Source organism: Ancylomarina sp. YFZ004, from assembly GCF_054254355.1.
In genome coordinates, this window is the sequence record NZ_JBTCHQ010000001.1 from 594,629 (window position 1) to 615,238 (window position 20,610).

Annotated in this window: 17 protein-coding genes; 5 read left to right on the forward strand and 12 right to left on the reverse strand. The window is 35.6% G+C overall.

Annotated elements, in window-relative coordinates:
• Positions 1-65: 65 nt before the first annotated feature.
• Both ACXR6G_RS02375 and ACXR6G_RS02380 read right to left on the reverse strand, forming a co-directional pair.
• On the reverse strand, positions 66-1,505 hold the full coding sequence (locus ACXR6G_RS02375) for an MFS transporter (protein WP_458359798.1): 1,440 nt from the start codon (positions 1,503-1,505) through the stop codon (positions 66-68).
• 155 nt (positions 1,506-1,660) lie between these two features.
• The gene (locus ACXR6G_RS02380) at positions 1,661-3,046 is read right to left on the reverse strand and encodes an MFS transporter (protein ID WP_458359799.1); all 1,386 of its coding nucleotides are present in this window, start codon (positions 3,044-3,046) and stop codon (positions 1,661-1,663) included.
• A gap of 301 nt (positions 3,047-3,347) precedes the next feature.
• Between ACXR6G_RS02380 and ACXR6G_RS02385 the strand changes: the two genes are divergently transcribed.
• From ACXR6G_RS02385 to ACXR6G_RS02395, 3 genes are all read left to right on the forward strand, one after another.
• On the forward strand, positions 3,348-4,766 hold the full coding sequence (locus tag ACXR6G_RS02385) for a nicotinate phosphoribosyltransferase (protein WP_458359800.1): 1,419 nt from the start codon (positions 3,348-3,350) through the stop codon (positions 4,764-4,766).
• A 21-nt stretch (positions 4,767-4,787) separates the two neighbouring features.
• Positions 4,788-5,897, forward strand: coding sequence for an alanine racemase (locus ACXR6G_RS02390; RefSeq protein WP_458359801.1), 1,110 nt, complete (start codon positions 4,788-4,790; stop codon positions 5,895-5,897).
• Positions 5,898-5,978: 81 nt separating this feature from the next.
• Positions 5,979-6,428, forward strand: coding sequence for a DUF2062 domain-containing protein (locus ACXR6G_RS02395; RefSeq protein ID WP_458359802.1), 450 nt, complete (start codon positions 5,979-5,981; stop codon positions 6,426-6,428).
• A gap of 254 nt (positions 6,429-6,682) precedes the next feature.
• Here the strand turns inward: ACXR6G_RS02395 and ACXR6G_RS02400 are convergent, their stop codons facing one another.
• The 7 genes from ACXR6G_RS02400 to gldF all read right to left on the reverse strand — a co-directional run bounded on the left by ACXR6G_RS02400 (position 6,683) and on the right by gldF (position 16,188).
• On the reverse strand, positions 6,683-8,146 hold the full coding sequence (locus ACXR6G_RS02400; protein ID WP_458359803.1) for an aminoacyl-histidine dipeptidase: 1,464 nt from the start codon (positions 8,144-8,146) through the stop codon (positions 6,683-6,685).
• A 399-nt stretch (positions 8,147-8,545) separates the two neighbouring features.
• The gene (locus ACXR6G_RS02405) at positions 8,546-10,342 is read right to left on the reverse strand and encodes an AMP-dependent synthetase/ligase (RefSeq protein WP_458359804.1); all 1,797 of its coding nucleotides are present in this window, start codon (positions 10,340-10,342) and stop codon (positions 8,546-8,548) included.
• Between the two features lie 263 nt (positions 10,343-10,605).
• Positions 10,606-11,217 (reverse strand): fumarylacetoacetate hydrolase family protein, encoded by a 612-nt coding sequence (locus ACXR6G_RS02410; protein ID WP_458359805.1) that lies wholly within the window; start codon positions 11,215-11,217, stop codon positions 10,606-10,608.
• Positions 11,218-11,385: 168 nt separating this feature from the next.
• Positions 11,386-12,153 (reverse strand): exonuclease domain-containing protein, encoded by a 768-nt coding sequence (locus ACXR6G_RS02415; RefSeq protein ID WP_458359806.1) that lies wholly within the window; start codon positions 12,151-12,153, stop codon positions 11,386-11,388.
• A gap of 136 nt (positions 12,154-12,289) precedes the next feature.
• Positions 12,290-13,420, reverse strand: coding sequence for a DNA polymerase III subunit beta (gene dnaN / locus ACXR6G_RS02420; protein ID WP_458359807.1), 1,131 nt, complete (start codon positions 13,418-13,420; stop codon positions 12,290-12,292).
• Positions 13,421-13,669: 249 nt separating this feature from the next.
• Complete coding sequence (gene gldG / locus ACXR6G_RS02425) at positions 13,670-15,361, reverse strand: gliding motility-associated ABC transporter substrate-binding protein GldG (protein ID WP_458359808.1); 1,692 nt, start codon at positions 15,359-15,361, stop codon at positions 13,670-13,672.
• Positions 15,362-15,456: 95 nt separating this feature from the next.
• On the reverse strand, positions 15,457-16,188 hold the full coding sequence (gene gldF / locus ACXR6G_RS02430; RefSeq protein ID WP_458359809.1) for a gliding motility-associated ABC transporter permease subunit GldF: 732 nt from the start codon (positions 16,186-16,188) through the stop codon (positions 15,457-15,459).
• A gap of 193 nt (positions 16,189-16,381) precedes the next feature.
• Between gldF and ACXR6G_RS02435 the strand changes: the two genes are divergently transcribed.
• The gene (locus tag ACXR6G_RS02435; RefSeq protein ID WP_458359810.1) at positions 16,382-17,509 is read left to right on the forward strand and encodes an acyloxyacyl hydrolase; all 1,128 of its coding nucleotides are present in this window, start codon (positions 16,382-16,384) and stop codon (positions 17,507-17,509) included.
• A 9-nt stretch (positions 17,510-17,518) separates the two neighbouring features.
• Positions 17,519-18,277, forward strand: coding sequence for a GIN domain-containing protein (locus ACXR6G_RS02440; protein ID WP_458359811.1), 759 nt, complete (start codon positions 17,519-17,521; stop codon positions 18,275-18,277).
• Here the strand turns inward: ACXR6G_RS02440 and lpxB are convergent.
• The 3 genes from lpxB to surE form a co-directional block, all read right to left on the reverse strand.
• On the reverse strand, positions 18,274-19,413 hold the full coding sequence (lpxB, locus tag ACXR6G_RS02445; protein ID WP_458359812.1) for a lipid-A-disaccharide synthase: 1,140 nt from the start codon (positions 19,411-19,413) through the stop codon (positions 18,274-18,276). The genes ACXR6G_RS02440 and lpxB overlap by 4 nt on opposite strands.
• A gap of 122 nt (positions 19,414-19,535) precedes the next feature.
• Positions 19,536-19,835 (reverse strand): hypothetical protein, encoded by a 300-nt coding sequence (locus ACXR6G_RS02450; RefSeq protein ID WP_458359813.1) that lies wholly within the window; start codon positions 19,833-19,835, stop codon positions 19,536-19,538.
• Positions 19,819-20,601 carry a 5'/3'-nucleotidase SurE gene (surE, locus tag ACXR6G_RS02455; RefSeq protein WP_458359814.1) on the reverse strand — a complete coding sequence of 261 codons (783 nt, stop codon included), beginning with the start codon at positions 20,599-20,601 and terminating at the stop codon, positions 19,819-19,821. The genes ACXR6G_RS02450 and surE overlap by 17 nt, the downstream gene beginning before the upstream one ends.
• Between the last annotated feature and the right edge of the window lie 9 nt (positions 20,602-20,610).

Consider the following 20,610-nt stretch of genomic DNA (forward strand, 5'->3'; position numbering starts at 1 on the left):
GAATCCGTTTAAAATAGAAAAAGCCATCCCGAAGGATGGCTTTTCTTATAATATCAATATTAGAATTACCCCTGAATATTTGGTAATTCTAAGCCATAACCTTTTTTACGATCTTCAGCTTTCAACAAGAAAGCAAATACACAAGCAAGAAGTGTTAAGCCAACGAAAATTAACCAAGTTGACGAATAGTCAAACATTGGAATTTCTCCCGTTTCTCTAAGCATTTGAATTTTTGCTGAGATATCCCCTGCAGGAACGCCTTCTGCTCTGAAAGTAGCAATTGTGGTTTCAATTTTTTCATTGATACCTGGATTTGTTTTATCCAAAACAATACCTAATAGAATAGGAACTAGCATTAGACCAATATTCTGAACATAGAAAATAAGCGCATAAGCTGATCCTAACTGTTTTTCAGGAATAATTTTTGGAACTGATGGCCACATAGCTGCAGGAACCAATGAGAAAGCAATTCCCAGTAGAACAACAGCAAAAATAGCGACCCAAGTTGCTGTTAAAGCAGGAATATAGAAAATAGTATGAACGATAACAAGCAATACAGCTCCAAGAATCATTATAGAAGCACCTTTACCATATTTATCGTAAATATATCCAAATAATGGTGTTAAAAGAATCGTACCAAAGGGTAAAATTGAAGGAATATCACCAGCTGTAGATGGATCAATTCCAAACTTGTTCACCATTAAACCTGAAGAAAACTTGTAGAATGGGAAAACTGCCGAATAGAATAACAAACAAAGAATGGCAATGTACCAGAAGCCTTTATTTGAAATAATTACGCCAATATCCGAAATTTTGAACGGTTCTTCGTCTTCAGCATCATCGTCTATCTGATTATCCAATTTAGTGTCCATTACACTATAAACAATGAAAAGAATTAAAGCTATACTGAGTGCAATTGTTCCTACCAAAACAGATGTAGGAATATCAAAAGCTTCAGCAATACGTGGTGATCCGAATAATGCCAGGAATGAACCTAAACGAGCCAAGGCCATCTCTGTCCCCATAGCAAGTGCCATTTCTTTTCCTTTAAACCATTTTACAATTATTCTAGATACAGTAATACCAGCACCTTCGGCTCCTACACAGAATAATGCAAATCCGGCTGCTGAAATAAATACTCTTGAATCTATTCCTATGATTGTAGAACCCATTTCAAAATTACCAGCAAATGCATAGTACTTGATAATAGCACCACAAATCATGACTATACCTGATCCTATGGCGGTAAATTTAATCCCCATTTTATCCAGTATAATACCAGCGAAGATTAGCATAAATGCAAACACATTTAAGTATCCTTGTGCCCCTGTTACAATTCCCCAATCGGTACCACTCCATCCGTAAGTACTTTGAATAAGAGTTTGAAGCGGAGAAAGCACTTCCATAAAGGTGTATGCAATAAGCATAGTAAATGAAACGAGAATTAACACAAACCAACGAGCGCCTGCACTATCTCTCATAGTCTTTTTAATAGCATCTGTCATTACAATAATTTTAGGGTTAAATTTAATTTTTGGATTAGAGATTACTAAATTAAGATAAATGCCTAAAAAAACAAACCTGTATTATATCAGTATTTGGAGCAACAAAAAAAGCCACCCCGAAGGATGGCTTTTATTATATCAAATAAATATCAGAATTACTCCTGAATATTTGGAAGGTCTAGACCATATCCTTTTTTCTTATCGACATGTCTTAATCTAAAAGCAACAATTAAAGCAGCAACACCACAACCAACCATTAACATCATTGGCTTTGTGTAATCAAGAGGTGTACCTTCTGCTAATCCTTGATTCGATTGATCCAATACATATCCTAATAACATAGGAAATAACATAAGACCAACATTCTGAATCATAAAGATCATTGCATATGCAGAACCTAAACGTGATTCCGGAATAATCTTTGGTACTGAAGGCCACATAGCAGCTGGTACAAAAGAAAATGCAAATCCAAGAACAATCATAGCTGTAAATGCAAATGGAGCATTACCTGGTAAGAAAGCGAAGATCACGTGAGAGAAAATCAATAGTAATGATCCCAAAATCATGATACTGGCTGACTTTCCTTTTTTATCCATAAATGCTCCAAAAATAGGAGTAAGAACCATTGTTCCAATAGGAAGCAGTCCAACAATCCATCCTGAAAATTCTACAGGAAAACCATATTTTTGAACCATTAAGTCTGGTGCAAACTTTGTGAATGGGAAAATTGCTGAATAGAATAATACGCATAAAAGAGAAATCAAAAGGAAACCAGGATTCTTGAATAACAAGAATATATCAGAAGCTTTAAATTCATCTTCAGATGCCTCAACACTTGTATCGGCAGCAACCTCAGCATCTAATTTCTTATCCATCATGTTGTGAACAAAGTATGCTAACAAACCGATAACTAGAAGAATAACACCAAATGCTAAAGGACGAGAAATCACTTCATGAGCTCCAGTCATAAAAGGAGAAGCAGTAAATGCGAGAAGCATACCACCACGAGCACAAGCCATTTCAAGACCCATTGCAAGTGCCATTTCTTTTCCTTTAAACCATTTTACAATGATTCGAGAAACAGTAATACCAGCAATCTCAACACCAACTCCGAATAAAGAATATCCAATCATAGCCATTTTTAAAGAAGGCTGATAGTCAGGTAAGAAAGAGTTAAGGAAATCATATCCTAAACCACCATTATTAAAAGTATCTGTCATGGCATAATAGTTGAAGAATGCTCCAACAATCATGATTCCAACAAAGAAAGTACCAGTGAATCGAATACCTGCTTTGTCAAGGATAATCCCACCAAAGATAAGCATCAAACAGAATACGTTTAATACAGAATAAGAACCAGCAAAAGTTCCATAAGATGAATTAGACCATCCCATTTGGTCACGTAACATTCCTTGTAAAGGAGACATGATATCTGTAAAGAAATATCCTGTAAGCATCAAGAAGGAAACCGTTATTAAAACGAACCATCTTGCGCTTTTGCTATCTCGAATAGAGAGACTAGCTGCTTTAGTTATAGCCATGTTTTTAAGTTTTTATTTCGTTTAAGTTAATGTTTTAGAGGCCGCTAAATTAGGATTTATACTGAGACAAGCAAAACCCACCTTTATGTTTTAAGTACAGCACGAGTTATTCGCATTAATACGACATACCTAAAAGACTATTATTGGGTTAGTTGACAACAAAGTACTATTCAAGAGTTTTTCTCTTGTTAATTATTCATTTAAAGAAAGAAAGCTTATCATTTCGCATTAACACCCCTCTTTTGACCTTCCTTCGAACTTTGTCATTATCTTTGGAGTCCGATTTATTTAGACTAAAAAGATGCAAACACTGACTCAAAACACAGGTCTTTACACCGACTTTTATGAGCTAACTATGGCTCAAGCCTACTTTTACAGTGGCAAACAAAATGAAACGAGCACATTCGATTATTTCTTTAGAACCAACCCTTATAAGGGAGGTTATGTCGTTTATGCAGGTTTACAAGATCTACTTAGTATTCTATCCAAATTTTCATACAACGAGGAGAATCTCGCCTTTCTTAAAAAAGCTGGTTTGAGAGATGAATTCTTGGCGTATTTGAAAGATTTCAGATTTAAAGGGAAGATTTTCAGTATGAAAGAGGGAGAAATCGCTTTCCCATACGAGCCCATTATACGAGTCGAAGGCAATATGATTGAGTGTTTACTGATTGAAACAATGCTCTTGAACTACCTCAATTTCCAATCATTGATCGCAACCAAAGCCTGTCGTATTCGTTCGGTTATTGGTGATAAAACTTTCGCAGATTTTGGTTTGCGTAGAGCTCAAGGTTTGGGTGGAATTCATGCCAGTAGAGCAGCCATTATTGGTGGTGCCAATTCAACTTCGAATACTTATGCGGCATTCAACTATGGTATTCCAGTAAGTGGAACCCAGGCACACGCTTGGGTACAAAGTTTCGATAAAGAAATAGATTCCTTCCGCCAGTATGCTGAGATAAATCCTGATACGACGGTTCTACTTGTAGACACATACAACACACTAAAATCGGGTATTCCCAATGCGATTATTGTAGCTAAAGAGCTCGAAAAGAAAGGCCATAAACTTATTGGTATTCGCCTGGATAGTGGTGACTTGGCTTATTTAAGTAAAAAGGGACGTGAAATGTTGGATGCAGCTGATTTAAGCTATGTTGAAATATTTGCATCCAACCAACTGAACGAGTATGTCATAAAAAGTTTGAACGAACAAGGTGCACGAATTGATGGTTACGGTGTAGGAACCGAATTGGTAACTGGAAATGACACGGGAGCTCTTGATGGGGTTTACAAACTAGTTGAAAACAACGGTAAGGCTTGTCTTAAGGTTTCGGAGAATGTTGAGAAAATGACGCTGCCTGGCAGAAAGAAAGTAGTTCGCTACTTCGATCAAGATGGAAAATTCTTTCGAGATGCTATCCTCCTGTTCGACGAGAAAAGTACAGATCAGATCTTCCATCCTTTTCATTCGCACAAAACAACTGAACTTCTAAATTGTACAGCTGAAGTCCTGAATCAACTGGTTATGGACAATGGGGAGATCCTCATTGAAGAACAATCGCCAAGCGAGATCAATGCTTACTTAAAAAAACGTTTTGCTCAATTACCTGATGAACACAAACGCTTTATCAGTCCACATATATATAAGGTTGGAGTTTCGGAGAAAGTCCTCAATCTTAAAAATGAAATGCTGAAAGGCATTCACAACAAAATGAACTAGAATCTACAAGAATAAGAACCCATGGATATTAGAATACATATTAAAAAGCCAACGCTTTTACTTGATAAAAAAAAATGCACTCGTAATATCGAAAATATGATCGATCGTGCTAAGAGATGCAATCTTAGTTTTCGACCACATTTTAAAACACACCAATCTGCGGGTGTTAGTGAATGGTTTCGTGAACTTGGAGTATCTAAAATAAGCGTCTCATCTTTAGAAATGGCTCAGTATTTTGCCAATAATAAATGGGAAGATATTACAGTAGCTATACCAGTAAACCTTCGAGAGATGGACATTATTGATGAACTAGCTGGAAAAATTAAGCTTAATATCTTAGTTGAATCTGCTGAAAGTATTCATCATTTAGAGGCTGAACTAAAAAATAAGGTAAACGCCTATATCAAGGTAGATACAGGTTACCATCGCACAGGAATTGCTGCTAGCGATCCCGAAAGCATTCAGAACTTACTCGATTATATAAAAGCATCTACCCGACTTGAATTCAAAGGTTTTCTTGCTCATTCGGGTCACAACTATAATGCTAGTGATGCCGAAGAAATTCATAAGAATCACAAACAATGCGTTCTTGATTTAAATGAATTAAAGGATGTTTTCCGTTCTCAATTTCCTGATCTAGAGGTTTCACTTGGCGACACACCTGCTTGTAGTATTAGTGATGAATTCTTTGGTATAGATGAAATTCGTCCAGGAAATTTTGCTTTCTACGATATGATGCAATTCGTTTTAGGTTCATGCGAGGAAGATGAAATTGCAGTTGCAATGGCCTGCCCTATTGTGGCCAAACATGCCGACAGAAATGAGATTGTGATTTATGGAGGCGGTGTTCACTTCTCAAAGGAATACCTGGAAGCGGATGATGAAGGAACAAAGCTATTCGGCTCTTTGGTCGATATCAAGCCTGATGGATGGAGCCCAATTATTGGAGGTGGATTCCTTGCAAGTCTTTCGCAAGAACATGGTATTATTAAATGCAACGAAGAACTTTTTAACGAATACAAAGTCGGTGATCTTATCGGAGTTTTACCGATTCACTCGTGCATGACAGCTAATTTGATGGGGAAATATTTGACCCTTGATGAAGAATTCGTTGAAATGATGGATAGATAAGTGTTTGTAGCTATGATGATCTAAAATAATTAGTTTTAAACAAGTATCGAAATTGTGTGGTTTTAATAAAAGATGAAAATAATGAACTATCAGACAGTTTTGAGACGATTAAAGTTAGACAAAGTAAAAAAGGCAATTGTTAGCGAAATTAAATGTGCTGAAAACACCAATACTACAATCGCGTTATCATTATCCTTAGGTGTCTTTCTTGCATTCTCTCCAGCTTGGGGTTTTCAAACGGTGCTTGCAATATCATTAGCTTTGCTATTAAAATTAAACAAGGTTCTGACTTTAATTACTGTCAATATCAGCAGTGTGCCACCATTAATTCCTCTTATTGTTATTGCTGGTTATCAGACTGGAGCTCTCCTTTTACATGGAGAATTCCAGAAGGATATTCCTGATTTAATGAATCTAAACACATTAGGCGAGAATTATTTACAATTTGCTTTGGGGTCGTTGATTGTAGCTTCGGGGCTTGGTATGTTTTTTTATTTAACGTTCTATCTTCTTTTAAAGAAATTTAGATGAGATTTGTTGATGTCTTCATGTGAAGATTTGGGGATGTGTTGATGTAATACCAAAGATTCAAATTTTATTATAAAAAGCATAAATCCCGAAGGGATTAAAAATGAAATGCGGGCTACAATAAATCATATAAAGAACCACGAAGAGGGTTCAAAAGTTTTGTTGTAAAAATTAGGACCTCTCTGTTATTAGCAAATTTACAATACTAAAATAGCCCGATTTTCATCGGGCTATTCTTATATTATATGACTTAAAGCTTATTTCTTAACAGGAATATTCTTAAGCGTTTCAACAGTGAAATCCCAAAATTTCTGAACTGTATCGATCTTCACTTTCTCATCTGGAGAGTGAGGGAAACGAATAGTTGGTCCGAATGAGATCATATCCCAATCTGGGTAATTAGATCCTAACAAACCACACTCAAGACCAGCGTGAATTGCCATAACCTCAGGAATCTTACCATACATGTCGTTATAAACACCTTGCATAGTTTTCAAGATTGGAGAATCCATATTTGGCTTCCATCCTGGATAGGCTCCACCTAACTCAACCTTAGCACCTGCCAAAGTAAATGCCGAAGAAACCATCTCTCCTAAATCGTCTTTTGCAGAGTTCACTGAAGAACGCAATAGAGCTTGAGCAATAATTGTTTTATCATCGCTATAAACACGAGCAAGGTTAATCGATGTTTCAACCAAACCTGGCATTGCATCACTCATGCGAATTACACCATTAGGACAAGCGTAAATAGCATCGATCAAACGATTCTGTAGCTTACCTTTCATTACCTGCTTAGGTAAATCACATGATTCTGCAAAGAAAGTTAGATCTGGCTCAACACCACTCAATTCAGCTTTGAAAATAGCGTCAAATTCCTTCAATGACGCAGCACAAGCTTCAACATTTTTGTTAGGAACAACTACAATCGCAAAAGACTCACGTGGAATAGCGTTACGTAAAGAACCACCATCAACAGAAGAAAGACGTAAACCGAAGTTCTTAGAAGCATGCTTTAAGAAACGGAAAAGTAATTTATTAGAGTTTCCTCTACCTAAGATAATCTCCATTCCTGAGTGACCACCTTTAAGACCTTTCATGTTCAATTTGAAAGCAGTAGTTTCCTTAGGTGTATCAGTCAATTTATTTTTGAAAGTCACGTTAGCATCGATACCACCAGCACAACCTACATATAATTCACCTTCGTCCTCTGAGTCCATATTCAAAAGAATATCACCATCAAGAACACCTGCCTGAAGACCAAAAGCACCAGTCATACCAGTTTCCTCATCAGATGTAAACAAACCTTCAACAGGACCATGAACCATATCAGTAGCCTGTAGAACAGCCATTGCAGCAGCAACACCCATACCATTATCAGCACCTAAAGTTGTACCATTAGCAGTTAACCACTCACCATCTACGAAAGTTTCAATAGGATCTTTCTCAAAATCGTGATCTGTATCAGAATTTTTCTGAGGAACCATATCAAGATGACCTTGCATGACAACACCCATTCTATCTTCCATTCCAGGAGTAGCAGGTTTCTTAATAATGATGTTTCCTACTTCATCTTTAATTGTCTCAAGACCTAGATCTTGACCAAATTTAAGCATGAATGCCTGAATCTCATCTTCATGCTTTGATGGACGAGGGATCTGAGTTAATGAATAAAAATTCTCCCAAATTGCTTTAGGCTCTAGGCTTAAAATTTCTTTGCTCATTATTATTGTGTTTTAAGTATTTATGAAATTTTTAGTTCTTAAAAAAAAGGAGTCTATATATTGAACATCGATTTTTAAGAGTCCTAAAGGTATAAGTTTTTTGATTTTAAGAAAAGAACATGGGCAAAACCTTTTGGGAAATAACAGATTTTAACAACACGTGTCAGTTCATCGGTATTTACACCATATGTTTTGCAAAGCAAGGCATCAAAATTAATTTCATTAAACCTATTCGATTTAGATGTGATAATCTAGCAGCAGCGGACCTTGTAAAATAGATCTGAAATCAATTTTATACAACTATGATTGGCTTCTCTTGACTAAAAAACAAACAAGAAAAACAAAGCCGATAGAAAATTAATTCCATCGGCTTTATATATTATCGTATCAGTTTTATTACTAATCCTTATACATTTTTTCGATAAGGTGTTTGTACTTTTCCTGAATCACTTTTCTTTTTAGTTTTAGCGTTGATGTAATTTCACCTGCTTCCATAGAGAATTCCTTAGGTAGTAAGGTGAATTTCTTAATCTTCTCAAATCGTGAAAACTCCTTTTGCATATCTTCAAATCGCTTCTCGAAAAATTCTACAATTTGTGAATTAGAAATTAAATCTTCAATAGAATCAAAGGAGATATTATGCTTCTTTGCATACTGACAAAGAGGTTCAAAGGCTGGAACAGCCAGAGCCGTTACATATTTCTGACAATCGCCAATTACGGCAACCTGGTCGATAAATTGATCGTTTATTAAAGTTGTTTCCAACTTCTGAGGAGCAATATATTTACCTCCCGAAGTTTTCATCAAGTCTTTAATTCTATCGGTTATTTTTAAATTTCCGTTCTCATCGATTCGACCTGCATCACCCGTATAAAACCAGCCATCTTTCATCACTTTAGCAGTTTCCTCGGGCTTTTTATAATAACCTCGCATCACACCTGGCCCCTTAACAAGAATCTCATCGTTATCGCCAATCTTAATCTCAACGCCATTCAATGTTTTACCTGTCGTATTAAAATCGATGTGTGTATCGCCATAAAGACATACAGTTGCCATCGTTTCGGTAAGACCATAACCCATTTTCACATTCATACCTACCGAATGGAAAAAAGCTAATATTTCGGCTGATAAGGGACCACCACCACAAGGTGTAAAATTGATACGTCCCCCAAAAATATCACGAAATTTACTCAAGACGAGTTTATCAGCAAGCTTGAATTTCAGCTTCAAGCCAAAAGGCACTTTCTTCTCGAAACGCTTGTATTGATTATTTCTTAACTCACCAATCTTCAAAGACCAGTTCAGCATCTTAAGTTTAATACCAGAAGCATCCTTACTTTTATCCTGAATAGCTGAATATATTTTCTCATAAATACGAGGCACCGTACACATAATGGTCGGTTTGGCTTCTTTCATGGTCGCACCAATCTGTTTTGGATCGCGATTGAAATAAATCTTGAAGCCTCTGTGTAGACAGAAGAAAGTCCAGCCACGCTCGTAAACATGACTCAAGGGTAAAAAGCTTAGTGAAACCTCATCCTCAGTCAAATTCAGTTCAATATCGTGAGAACGAAGAACAGCTGTAATATTATTGTGATCAATCATCACACCTTTAGGCTCACCAGTCGTACCAGAGGTATAGATCAAAGTTGCTAAGTCGTCGATATGTGCCGTTTCAAATCGTGCATCGAATTCCTTCCCAAGACGTGAAGCTTTTCCTAGCTCAATAAACGCATCCCAATACATTGAATCTTGATGATTGGTAATATTAACCGATTTATCAAAAACAATAACCTTTTTAATATCGGAGCAATCTCCGATGAGTTCCATGGTTCTATCGTACTGCTCTTGCTCGCCCACAAAAATGATTTGGACAGCAGAATCTTTAAGAATATATTTTGCTTCTGTAGTAGAATTAGTAGCATATATAGGAACGGTTACACCGCGCACACTCATTATTGCAAGGTCAGCAACAATCCACTCAGGCATGTTTTGAGAAAATATAGCAACACTCTCCTGAATGCCAACTCCTAATTTCAAAAGAGCTTTAGATGCTTGTCTGGTTTGAATACCAAAATCACACCAACTTACATCAACCCATTCCCCACTCGTTTCATTCTTGTAACACATGGCAGTCTTGTCACCAAATTTTTCAAATCTTTGGCGAAGATGTTTGCCCCAATGTTGATAATTCATATAACTTTTTTAGTTGTAAATCATTACAAAGATACACATGTTTGCTGTACTTGAAAGCTTTTCACTGAAAATGCAAAGGCATAAACGCTTGTTCAGAAAGCCAAACCTTACCTATAGGGATTAAAAACCTAATCGAATCAGGCCTTCACAAAAACAGTGGCTTTAGAAATGATCTAAAGCCACTATTAAGGTTAAATACCATTATTTAAGCCTGAAAACATCGATTAAAGATGAAATCTGTTTAAAATGTCATTGTATAAAATCTATCGAACATGAAAGTCAAGAAGTTTCTCACCTTCTAATTCGCCTTCTAAATGATCACCAATCTTAACTGGACCGACACCTGCTGGCGTTCCCGTATAGATTAAATCACCTATTTTTAGGGTAAAGTATTTCGATAAATAACTAATCAAGAAATCAATAGAGAAAATCAAGTCAGAGGTATTACCCACCTGGACTCTTTCGCCATTAATATTTAAACTAAAATTTAAAGCATTCACATCTTTAAACTGTGACTTTGGAATAAACTTAGAAATTGGAGCTGCACCATCAAAAGCCTTAGCTTTTTCCCATGGTAAACCTTTCTTCTTGCACTCAGCTTGAATGTCACGAGCAGTAAAATCAATACCTAAGCCCAATTCTTCATAGTAACGATGAGCAAACTCAATAGGAATATTCTTCCCTACTCTATTAATCTTAACCACAACTTCTACTTCGTGATGAATATCATTCGAGAAATCAGGGTAATAAAAATCGTTATTGCTTTTTAAAAGTGCAGAATCAGGCATTGAGAAAACAACTGGCTCTTTAGGCACAGGGTTGTTCAATTCTTTAGCATGATCCACATAGTTTCTTCCTATAGCTAATATTTTCATGTTTTATAATTTGATTTTTATTGATTCGCAAAAGCTCAAGAAGGCTAAAAGCCGTTGCCACATGGAACTTTCCATAGATTAAATAAGCATCTGCCTACGTAAGTTAATAATGATTTAATCATGGACGTTTCATCTCTTATCGTATTAATTCGTTAGCAAACAAACGACTTACATATTAAAATTTCTTAGTTTAATCTCAGTCAGAACTTTCTTGGTATAAAGAGGGAAATCATTGTTTATTATCCAGCCATAATACCCAGGTTGCTCCTTCAATACATCTTCAACAGCCTTCCCTTTATTCTTACCAAAGTTGAAAGTTTCAACACCCTTTTTATCATAAATAATCATGCCTGCAAAATCAACATTCTTATTCTGAGTAGAAAACTTAGAAAGATAATCAATATCGTTCTCCAGATTTTCATATTTGTCCAATTGAGATTTCAACACTTCATAGGTTGCAATCGTATCAGCTTCAGCACCATGAGCACCTTCCAAATCTTTACCGCAATAGAATTTATAAGCTGCAGTCAAAGTTCGCTGCTCCATTTTGTGGAAAATAGTTTGCACGTCCACAAGCTTACGTTTTCTCATATCAGTATCGATATCAGCACGTAAGAATTCTTCTGCTAATAGAGGAATATCAAATCGATTTGAATTGTACCCTGCTAAATCACAGCCCTCAATATATTTCGCTATTATTTTACCAACCTCCTTAAAAGTTGGTTCATCCTTTACATCCTCATCAAAAATACCGTGTATTGCACTTGATTCTGCAGGAATTGGAATAGTTGGGTTTACGCGGAAAGTTTTAGTTTCCTCGTTACCATTAGGACTAACCTTTACAATAGCGATTTCAACAATGCGATCTTTCGATACATTGAGCCCAGTTGTTTCTAAATCGAAGAATGCAATCGGGTTTTTCAAATTCAAATTCATATTGACTCGTTCTTTTGAAGAAGTTTATATTATTCTTTAAGCAAAAAAAAGCCTAAAGATCTTATCTTAAACAGAAAAAACCTAATGAAAGTATACTCTCATCAGGTTTTTTATAGGCATTATATTATCGTTTAAATTAAACGTTAATCATCATTGGCATTAACAACATCAACACGTCTTCGTCAGCGTTTTCGTTATCGTATGGTAAGAATAAACCTGCGCGAGTTGGGTCAGAAAGTGCAACCACAACATTTGCAGAAGAAATATTCTGTAGAATTTCCAAAAGGAATACAGATTTAAATCCAATCTCCAAAGCTTCACCTTCGTACTGACACATCAGTTTTTCACGAGCTGAAATTGAGAAATCGATATCCTGAGCAGAAACAACCAATTCGTTTTGATTCAATTCAAACTTAATAAGGTTACTTGCAGGGTTTGAGAATACAGAAACACGCTTAAGTGTATTATAAAGCTCAACACGATCAATCGTCAATTTGAATGGGTTATTCGTAGGAATAACTGATCCGTAACTTGGGTATTTCCCTTCAACTAAACGACAAATTAATTTGTAGTTAGATAGTGTGAAGAAAGCATTTTTATCATCAAACTCAACCAATACAGGATTCTGCTCTTTTGGAAGGATATTACGTAATAATGATGCAGGCTTCTTTGGAAGAATAAATGAAGATTCAACTTCAGAACGACCATCAAGACGCTTATAACGAACCAATTTATGCGCATCAGAAGCAACAAAAGTAAGGTCGTTGTTATTTAATTCGATAAAAATACCATTCATTACCGGACGAAGTTCATCATCAGCAGTTGCAAACAAAGTCTTGTTCACACCCTTTAATAATACTTCACTAGCAACAGTGATATTCACGATACTATCTTGATCTTTTTCTGGATTCTTAGGATAATCGTCACCGTTTTGTCCAGGAATACTAAACTTACCATTCTCAGTACTCAACTTCACAGCTAAAGTCTGAGCATCAACTTCAAAAGTTAATGGCTGCTCAGGAAATTCTTTTAAAGTATCAGTTAAAATTTTTGCTGGAAGAGCAATTACACCCTCTCCTTCAGAAGCATCTAATGGAATTGTCGTAATTAAAGTCGTTTCCAAATCAGAAGCAGTAGCTATAAGCTCACCATTCTTCAGTTCAAATAGAAAGTTATCTAGAATCGGAAGCGTGTTTTTATTACTGATAACACGGCTAATAGCTTGAATGTGTCCTAAAATCTCAGTACTTGATACTACAAATTTCATATGTTTATAATTTGTTTTTTACATGACAAACAAAAACTCTCTTGATCAAACTTACTGCTAATCAAGCCTTTTTCATCAATCAATATATATAATTGTTATTTTTTCATTTTCATTTCTCAACACCCATAAATTTCTTTTAGATGTTAAAAATATCAAGTGGTGAATATACGAATTTTATTTATTTGAATCTGATTTTTTCGCAAGAGTTTAAAGACATATTTATGAAATCAGAAAATCAAAATCATAGAATTAATTAGCATATCTCCTTTTGCGGATAAAATGCCATACAAGGGCGAAAAATAGAAGCAGGACAATAGGTAAGCCTAAATTGATAATCTGATAAAAAAGGCGGTGTTCTCTGATTTTCGTTTTATCCAACAATCGAAGTTTTACTTCTCTAGATCTCAGGTTCATCCACCCCTCATCATCACATAAATAATCCACACAGTTAAGCAAGAAGTTGCGGTTTCCGTAGGTCTTTCGAGAATAACGATCGTAACCTAAAGCCTCCATTTGAATATTAGATCCAACACCTCTTACTCTATTTTTAATAATATCTCCATCGGATATGACGATCATTTTCCCAGGCTCACTTTCTGATTTGTAAGTTGATTTATCAATACCCTCCCAAATTCTATTTTTAAATATGGATTGGAATTGACCTTCAATCAAAACAGACATCACCTTTGAACCATCCGGAAAATCCTTTGCACTCATTTTCTGTCCTACAATATCAAGTCGAATTGGTGTTGGGACTTTTTCTAGTCGAGTTCGACCGGAACTCGCAAGTAAAATGGTGTGCTTTAAATTAGGATCCTTACCAACCTTATCAATCGAATTAGCAAACTCAACACGAACCATATTCAATTTTCGAGTGATAGGATGATTGGAAGGCGGTGCCAAAAGTGGCGAGTAATACCAAGGAGCCGGCACATATTTACCATTCTGACCTGCAGTACTAGATTGTACTGGAATTAACTGGCTTTGCACGTCCATAACCAAATCAGGATTGATTCGAACGCCATATTTGAATAACTGATCTTCTAAATTCAATGGCTTATAAAAAGCCATAGACATCCCTTTCGCAGAGATACTATCCATCGAAGCGGCAACCTCATCAATTAGCCACATCACTCTCCCTCCATTCATGATATACTGATCAAGAGCGTATTTTGCTTTTTTACTGAACTCATTTCGAGGCTGAGCAACAATCAGACAGTCAAAACGTTTATAGTCTTTAGATAGTTCATAAGCTGTTGCACGACTCACCTTATAGCGTTGCAAAAGTGAAGCTGTAAAGTCAGCAACCTCATATTCACCTAATTCGCCTTGTCCAGTAAAAAAAGCGACCTCTTTCACCTTTGTTTGATTAAGCAAGCGAATGGCCATTGAAAGCTCGTACTCGATACTTTCAATAGAATGATTTAAATTCTGATCGGCAGACAAACCGGTCACAGATTTCAATAGATTTACAGGCGTTTCTTTCTTTCCATCGTGCACAAAAAGACCTGGCACAATAAGCTTTTGTTTCACGCTACCATCACGGCTTGTTTCCTGTATACTCGTTGGTTTCAAGCCTCGTTCTGATAACTTCATCAGACTTTCATTCTTCTGCTTTGGGTTAATTACTGAATTGAGATCTACAAAGCTGTAGGCGATTTCAACATTGGCATAAGATTCAAATTCCTCAATCAAATCTACCGTTGCATTCTTCAGTTTATTGAAACCATGTGGTAAATCTCCGTCCAGATAAATTTCAAAATATACTGGCTTTTCGAGCTCAGAGAGAAGTTGCTTGGTATTATCAGACAAAGTAAATCGCTTCTCAGAAGTCAGATCGACACGGAAATGAAAGACTTGCAATAACTGATAAACAAACAGAACAAGAAGTACTGAAAGTAATAATTGAACTAAATTCTTCTTTTTATTGGTGATTTGCATATTGTAATAATATTATCTGCCTATATTTTTAACTTTCCCCCCTTCCCGAAATTTCGGGATTGCTGGTCACGAGAATCGGGATTAACCTTGCACCCTTACCATTTTCTACTTTGCAATACTGTTCGTGTCGCAAACAAAAACACCAGTGACAAGCCTATAAAATAAGTCACATCTCTAGAATCTATAACACCACGAGATAAAGAACTATAGTGTTCACTTATACCCAAATTAATGATCTCTGTCTGAAAGCTCTGAAAAATAAGCAAGTCTGATAAATAATCGAAACCAATATAAAAGCTAAAACAAAGAACCAAGGATAACAAAAAGGCTATAATTTGATTATCAGTCAATGAACCCGCAAAAACGGATATTGAAACGTAAGCAATTGCTAAAAATAATAAGCCAATGAATGAGCCCCAAAAAGCTCCTACATCTATACTACCAACAGGATTTCCTAAATAATAAACTGATAAATAATAAATGAGACAAAAAAGTAAGGAAAACATGACCAATAAGAGTGCAGCAAGAAACTTAGAAAGAACAATATTAAAGTCACTTATGGGACGTGTCAATAATAGTTCAATAGTACCCGATTTTTTCTCATCAGTAAACAAACGCATACACAAGGCTGGAATCAAAAAAAGATAAATCCATGGTGCTATTTCGAAGAGTGTGTCCAAATTAGCATAGGCACTATCCAAAACGTTTGAATTTCCAGGGAATACCCAAATAAACAAACCTGTTGCCAGTAAAAATATACTGATGATTAAATAACCACTTATGGAATTAAAGAATGATCGGAATTCTTTCAATAATAATGTAAGCATGTATGAATAAAGTTTTGGAGTGCGTTACAAATTTGCAAAATAATTCTGAGATTTTACATTATGAATTAACTCTTGTTCACTAATAATCTCGCCTCTCATGTAATCTAGCTTGTAGATCAGCTATCAAACAAAAACAATTTTATAGAATAAATATTCTATTGTCTAATTATATTTATTTACATAAATTCACGACATGATTTCAAAAGGGCTGCTTTCTTTTATTATACCATTTATTTTTATGATAGGATCAAGCTATGCACAAGAAGATAATTATATAACAACTATAAAATATCACAAGGGTGTCGTTTTACCACATCACAAATCGATGACATACATTCGAGAAGATGCCGTAAATGCTCTGGAACTAAATTTTGGTTTTATTCCATCACGCGAACGTAAATGGGCAGCTCTTTATAATCAGCCTGAAATAGGATTAGGTTTTTATCACGGAAATTTAGGAAACGATGACGTATGGGGTGATGTAACATCCTTATTCCCTTATATTAATTTTCATATCTTGAGAATAGGTCAAGTTCATTTTATCAACCAATTTGGACTTGGACTAGCATATAATAATAAGTATTTCCATCCCACGAAAAACTTTAAAAACATCATTATTAGTTCAAAAGTTAACGCTTTTTTCACTCTAGCATTAAATACTGAAATTGCAATTAGCCCACAATGGCAACTAATGGGTGGTTTGGGCGTAAAACATATTTCAAATGGTTCTTCAAAGCAACCCAACTCGGGCATGAATATCCTAACAGGCAATATAGGTATTAAATATGCTCTCAATAATAGGCCAGAAATTACATACAACAAGATTAAAAAATATACGAAGCTGGAGAATGAATACTCCATAGCATGGAATCATGGTAGAAAGCAAGCTAAAGAGAATGATTTACACAGGTATTACATTTCAAACATCTGTGCAAACTATGCCATAGGGATTAATGCCAAACAAAGACTTGGTTTCGGTATTGATCTCTTTTATAACAAAGCAACCAATAGAGGAAATTGGAATTATGAACCCAAAACTAAATTTGAGGATCAAATTAGTCAGGGAATTCACATCTCACATCATTTAATTATTAGTAATTTCAACTTTATAATACAATTAGGAGCTTACACTTTATACAAAACAAAACCAGAAGCCGCCGTATACAGTCGAGTAGGTTTAAGGTATAATATTGGACAACATTTCTTTTCTAATTTCAATTTGAAAGCGCATGGAGGGAAAGCCGAGAATTTGGAATGGGGAATTGGATATCGATTTACGAAGAAAAACAACAAACCGATTCCTTCAAACAAAATAAAATAAATTTTAGAAATGAAAACCCATACATTCTACTTCACACTTGCAATCATTTCATTTTTATTTAACTCATGTTCTGAATTTATCTTTTGGGAAGGTGAAGATGACCGGATAAATAAAACTATAGAAATAACAAACGTAAATAAAATACATATTGAGAGTGTATTTCATATTGAACTCGTACAAGATACTGAAGAGTACATCATAGCCACTGGTAGCGAAAAACAACTCAATAAATTAGAGATACACTCAAAAGGAGACACGTCTTTTTTTAAACATCAGTATACAAATTTAGTTAAAAACTATACGCCAATAAAACTTGAAGTGCACTTAAAAAAGATCAACTCTATTAACGTTAGCTCACCTTCTAATATTATAAGTAAAACTAGTCTTACGAATAATTTAAACATTCTGGTTTTAGAAGATGCAGAGCTTGTAGAAATGAATCTAAACCTAAATTGCCAAAAACTATCTTTTCATGTAAAAGGGCCTGTTAGTGGACGATACCAATTTAAAGGTGAGTGTCCAGATGCTTCATATGTCTTAAATGGAACAACAAATATCGAAGCTATAGATTTTAAAAACCAATACATCAATATTGCTCAAAATGGTATAGGCGAGGCTCATATTTATGCAGAACAAAAAATTACGGCTAATATCTACAGCTTTGGTAATATATATTACAAGGGAAACCCTGAAATTATAATAAAACGTATTCAAATCAATAATCAAAGTCCAACGGCAAAGTTAATACCGGTAAACAACTCGAATTAAGATTTATGCCTATCCAATAGATCATGATAAATCATCTCAGCAAAACGAGCGGAAGCTCCTGCTCCACCCAGATGCTGACTCAAATCTTCATAATTTGCTAACATCTGAGAACGATAGGCCTCATCATTTAGAATTAAATCGAGTTCTTCACTAATACTTTGAGGATTACAATATTGCTGAATCAACTCTTTTACCACAAACTTATCGACAACCAAGTTCACTAGAGAGATATACTTGATATTCAAAAGAATCTTACCTAAACGGTAGGCTAAACTTCCCCCACTCATTTTATAACACACCACTTGAGGAATACGCAATAAAGCCGTTTCGAGCGTTGCCGTTCCTGAAGCAACCAAAGCCGCTTTAGATTGTTGCAACAAATCGTATGTCTGACTATACACAAAGCTCAGCTTACTTCCTTTTGAAACGGATGCATAAAACTCCTTTGTAATAGAAGGTGCAGCAGCTACCACAAACTGATAATCAGGGAAACGATCAGCAACCTGGAGCATGACAGGAAGAATACGTTCAATTTCCTGTTTTCTACTTCCTGCTAATAGAGCAATAATGGGTTTTTGAGGTAATTGATTTCGCTCAATAAATTGATCAAAGCTTTCCTCCTTATTTTCACGATTCTCTATAGCATCCAATAATGGATTACCTCCAAAACTCACCTCGTAGTTGTGCTTTTTGTAGAATTCCGTTTCGAAAGGGAATATGGTAAACATTCGATCGACATGAGCTTTAATTTTCTTGACACGCGACTCTTTCCAAGCCCAAATCTTTGGAGAAATATAATAATGGACTCGAATACCATGTTTTTTTGCAAAAGCAGCCATTCGTAGATTAAAGCCAGGATAATCAACCAAAATTAATACATCGGGAGCGAAGGCTAAAAGATCTGTTTCACAAAGCGTGAAGTTAGCACGAATGGTTTTTAGGTTTTTCAATACCGTTACAAAGCCCATAAAAGCCGTTTCACGGTAATGTTTCACCATTTCTCCACCTTGAGCTTGCATTAGGTCACCACCCCAAAAACGGAACTGAGCTTGAGCATCTTCGTTCTTAAGCTCTTTCATTAGGTTTGAGGCGTGAAGATCACCAGAGGCTTCACCTGTTATGATGTAATATTTCATAGTTTTTAAGAACAAGGATAAAGGGAAAAAAGTATAAAGATTAAAGGGATAAAGGTTAAAGTGAAAAAAACTATCGCTATAACCGAATCATCACCTCACCACATTATCTCATTAACACATCATTATAATCCAACTCGAAAGAGAAAGACAATAAATGAATAAACGATTGTTGCTAGAAGGACTCCGCGAGCGGCTTTCAACCAATCCAATTTAATGAAAAGAAAAAAGCAAACCACATTACCAAAGTACACAGCAACGGCCATCATCTTGGCATAAATTTTAAGAACCAAAACGCTATCGATAAATTGAGAAACGGTCATCTCATCACGAAAATTTATCGCATAAGCTATAAATATTGATAAGATTGGAACTATTAATCCCAGAATGGTTCCTACATAGGAGTTGTTAATCAAGGACTTCATAATCCCAAGTTTTTAGGTTTTCTAATACATCATGAGCTGTCATATCTACTTTCGTTGGCACAACTGAAGCGTATCCATCTTTAATAGCAGATTCATCTGTATCATCAGCGTGAGGCTCAGCATTTTTAAATTGCCCAGTTAACCAATAGTAATCGCCACCAAATGGATCTTTACGATGATCGAATTCCTCTTTCCACATACCATCAGCCTGACGACAAACACGTACACCTTTGATATCTCCAACAGGGAAATTTACATTTAAACAAATACTTCGTGGTAAACCATTCTTAACCACATTCTCAAAAATCTTACGCCCAAATTTAATACTTTGAGAAAAATCGGCCTTAGATTCAAAACTATCTAAAGAAAAGCCTACTGATGGAATTCCTGCCAAACAGCCCTCAATGGCTGCTCCCATTGTTCCCGAATACAATACACTTACCGATGTGTTCGCTCCATGATTAATACCTGAAACAACGAAATCTGGTTGACGAGGAACGATCTTGTTTAAAGCCAACTTCACACAATCAACAGGCGTTCCCTTACAAGAAAACACCTTTAGGTTCTCCTCATCCCTAATCTTTTTGATACGAATTGGCACTTCAACTGTTATTGAATTTGATTTTCCTGAGTTCGCTCTATTGGGTGCGATCATATATATTTCCCCAAAATCTTTAACCATCTCATAAAGAGCAGCAATACCTTTAGCATTTACGCCATCGTCGTTGGTTACAAGAATTAAAGGTTTATTATTTGTTTGCGTCATTGTGTTCAA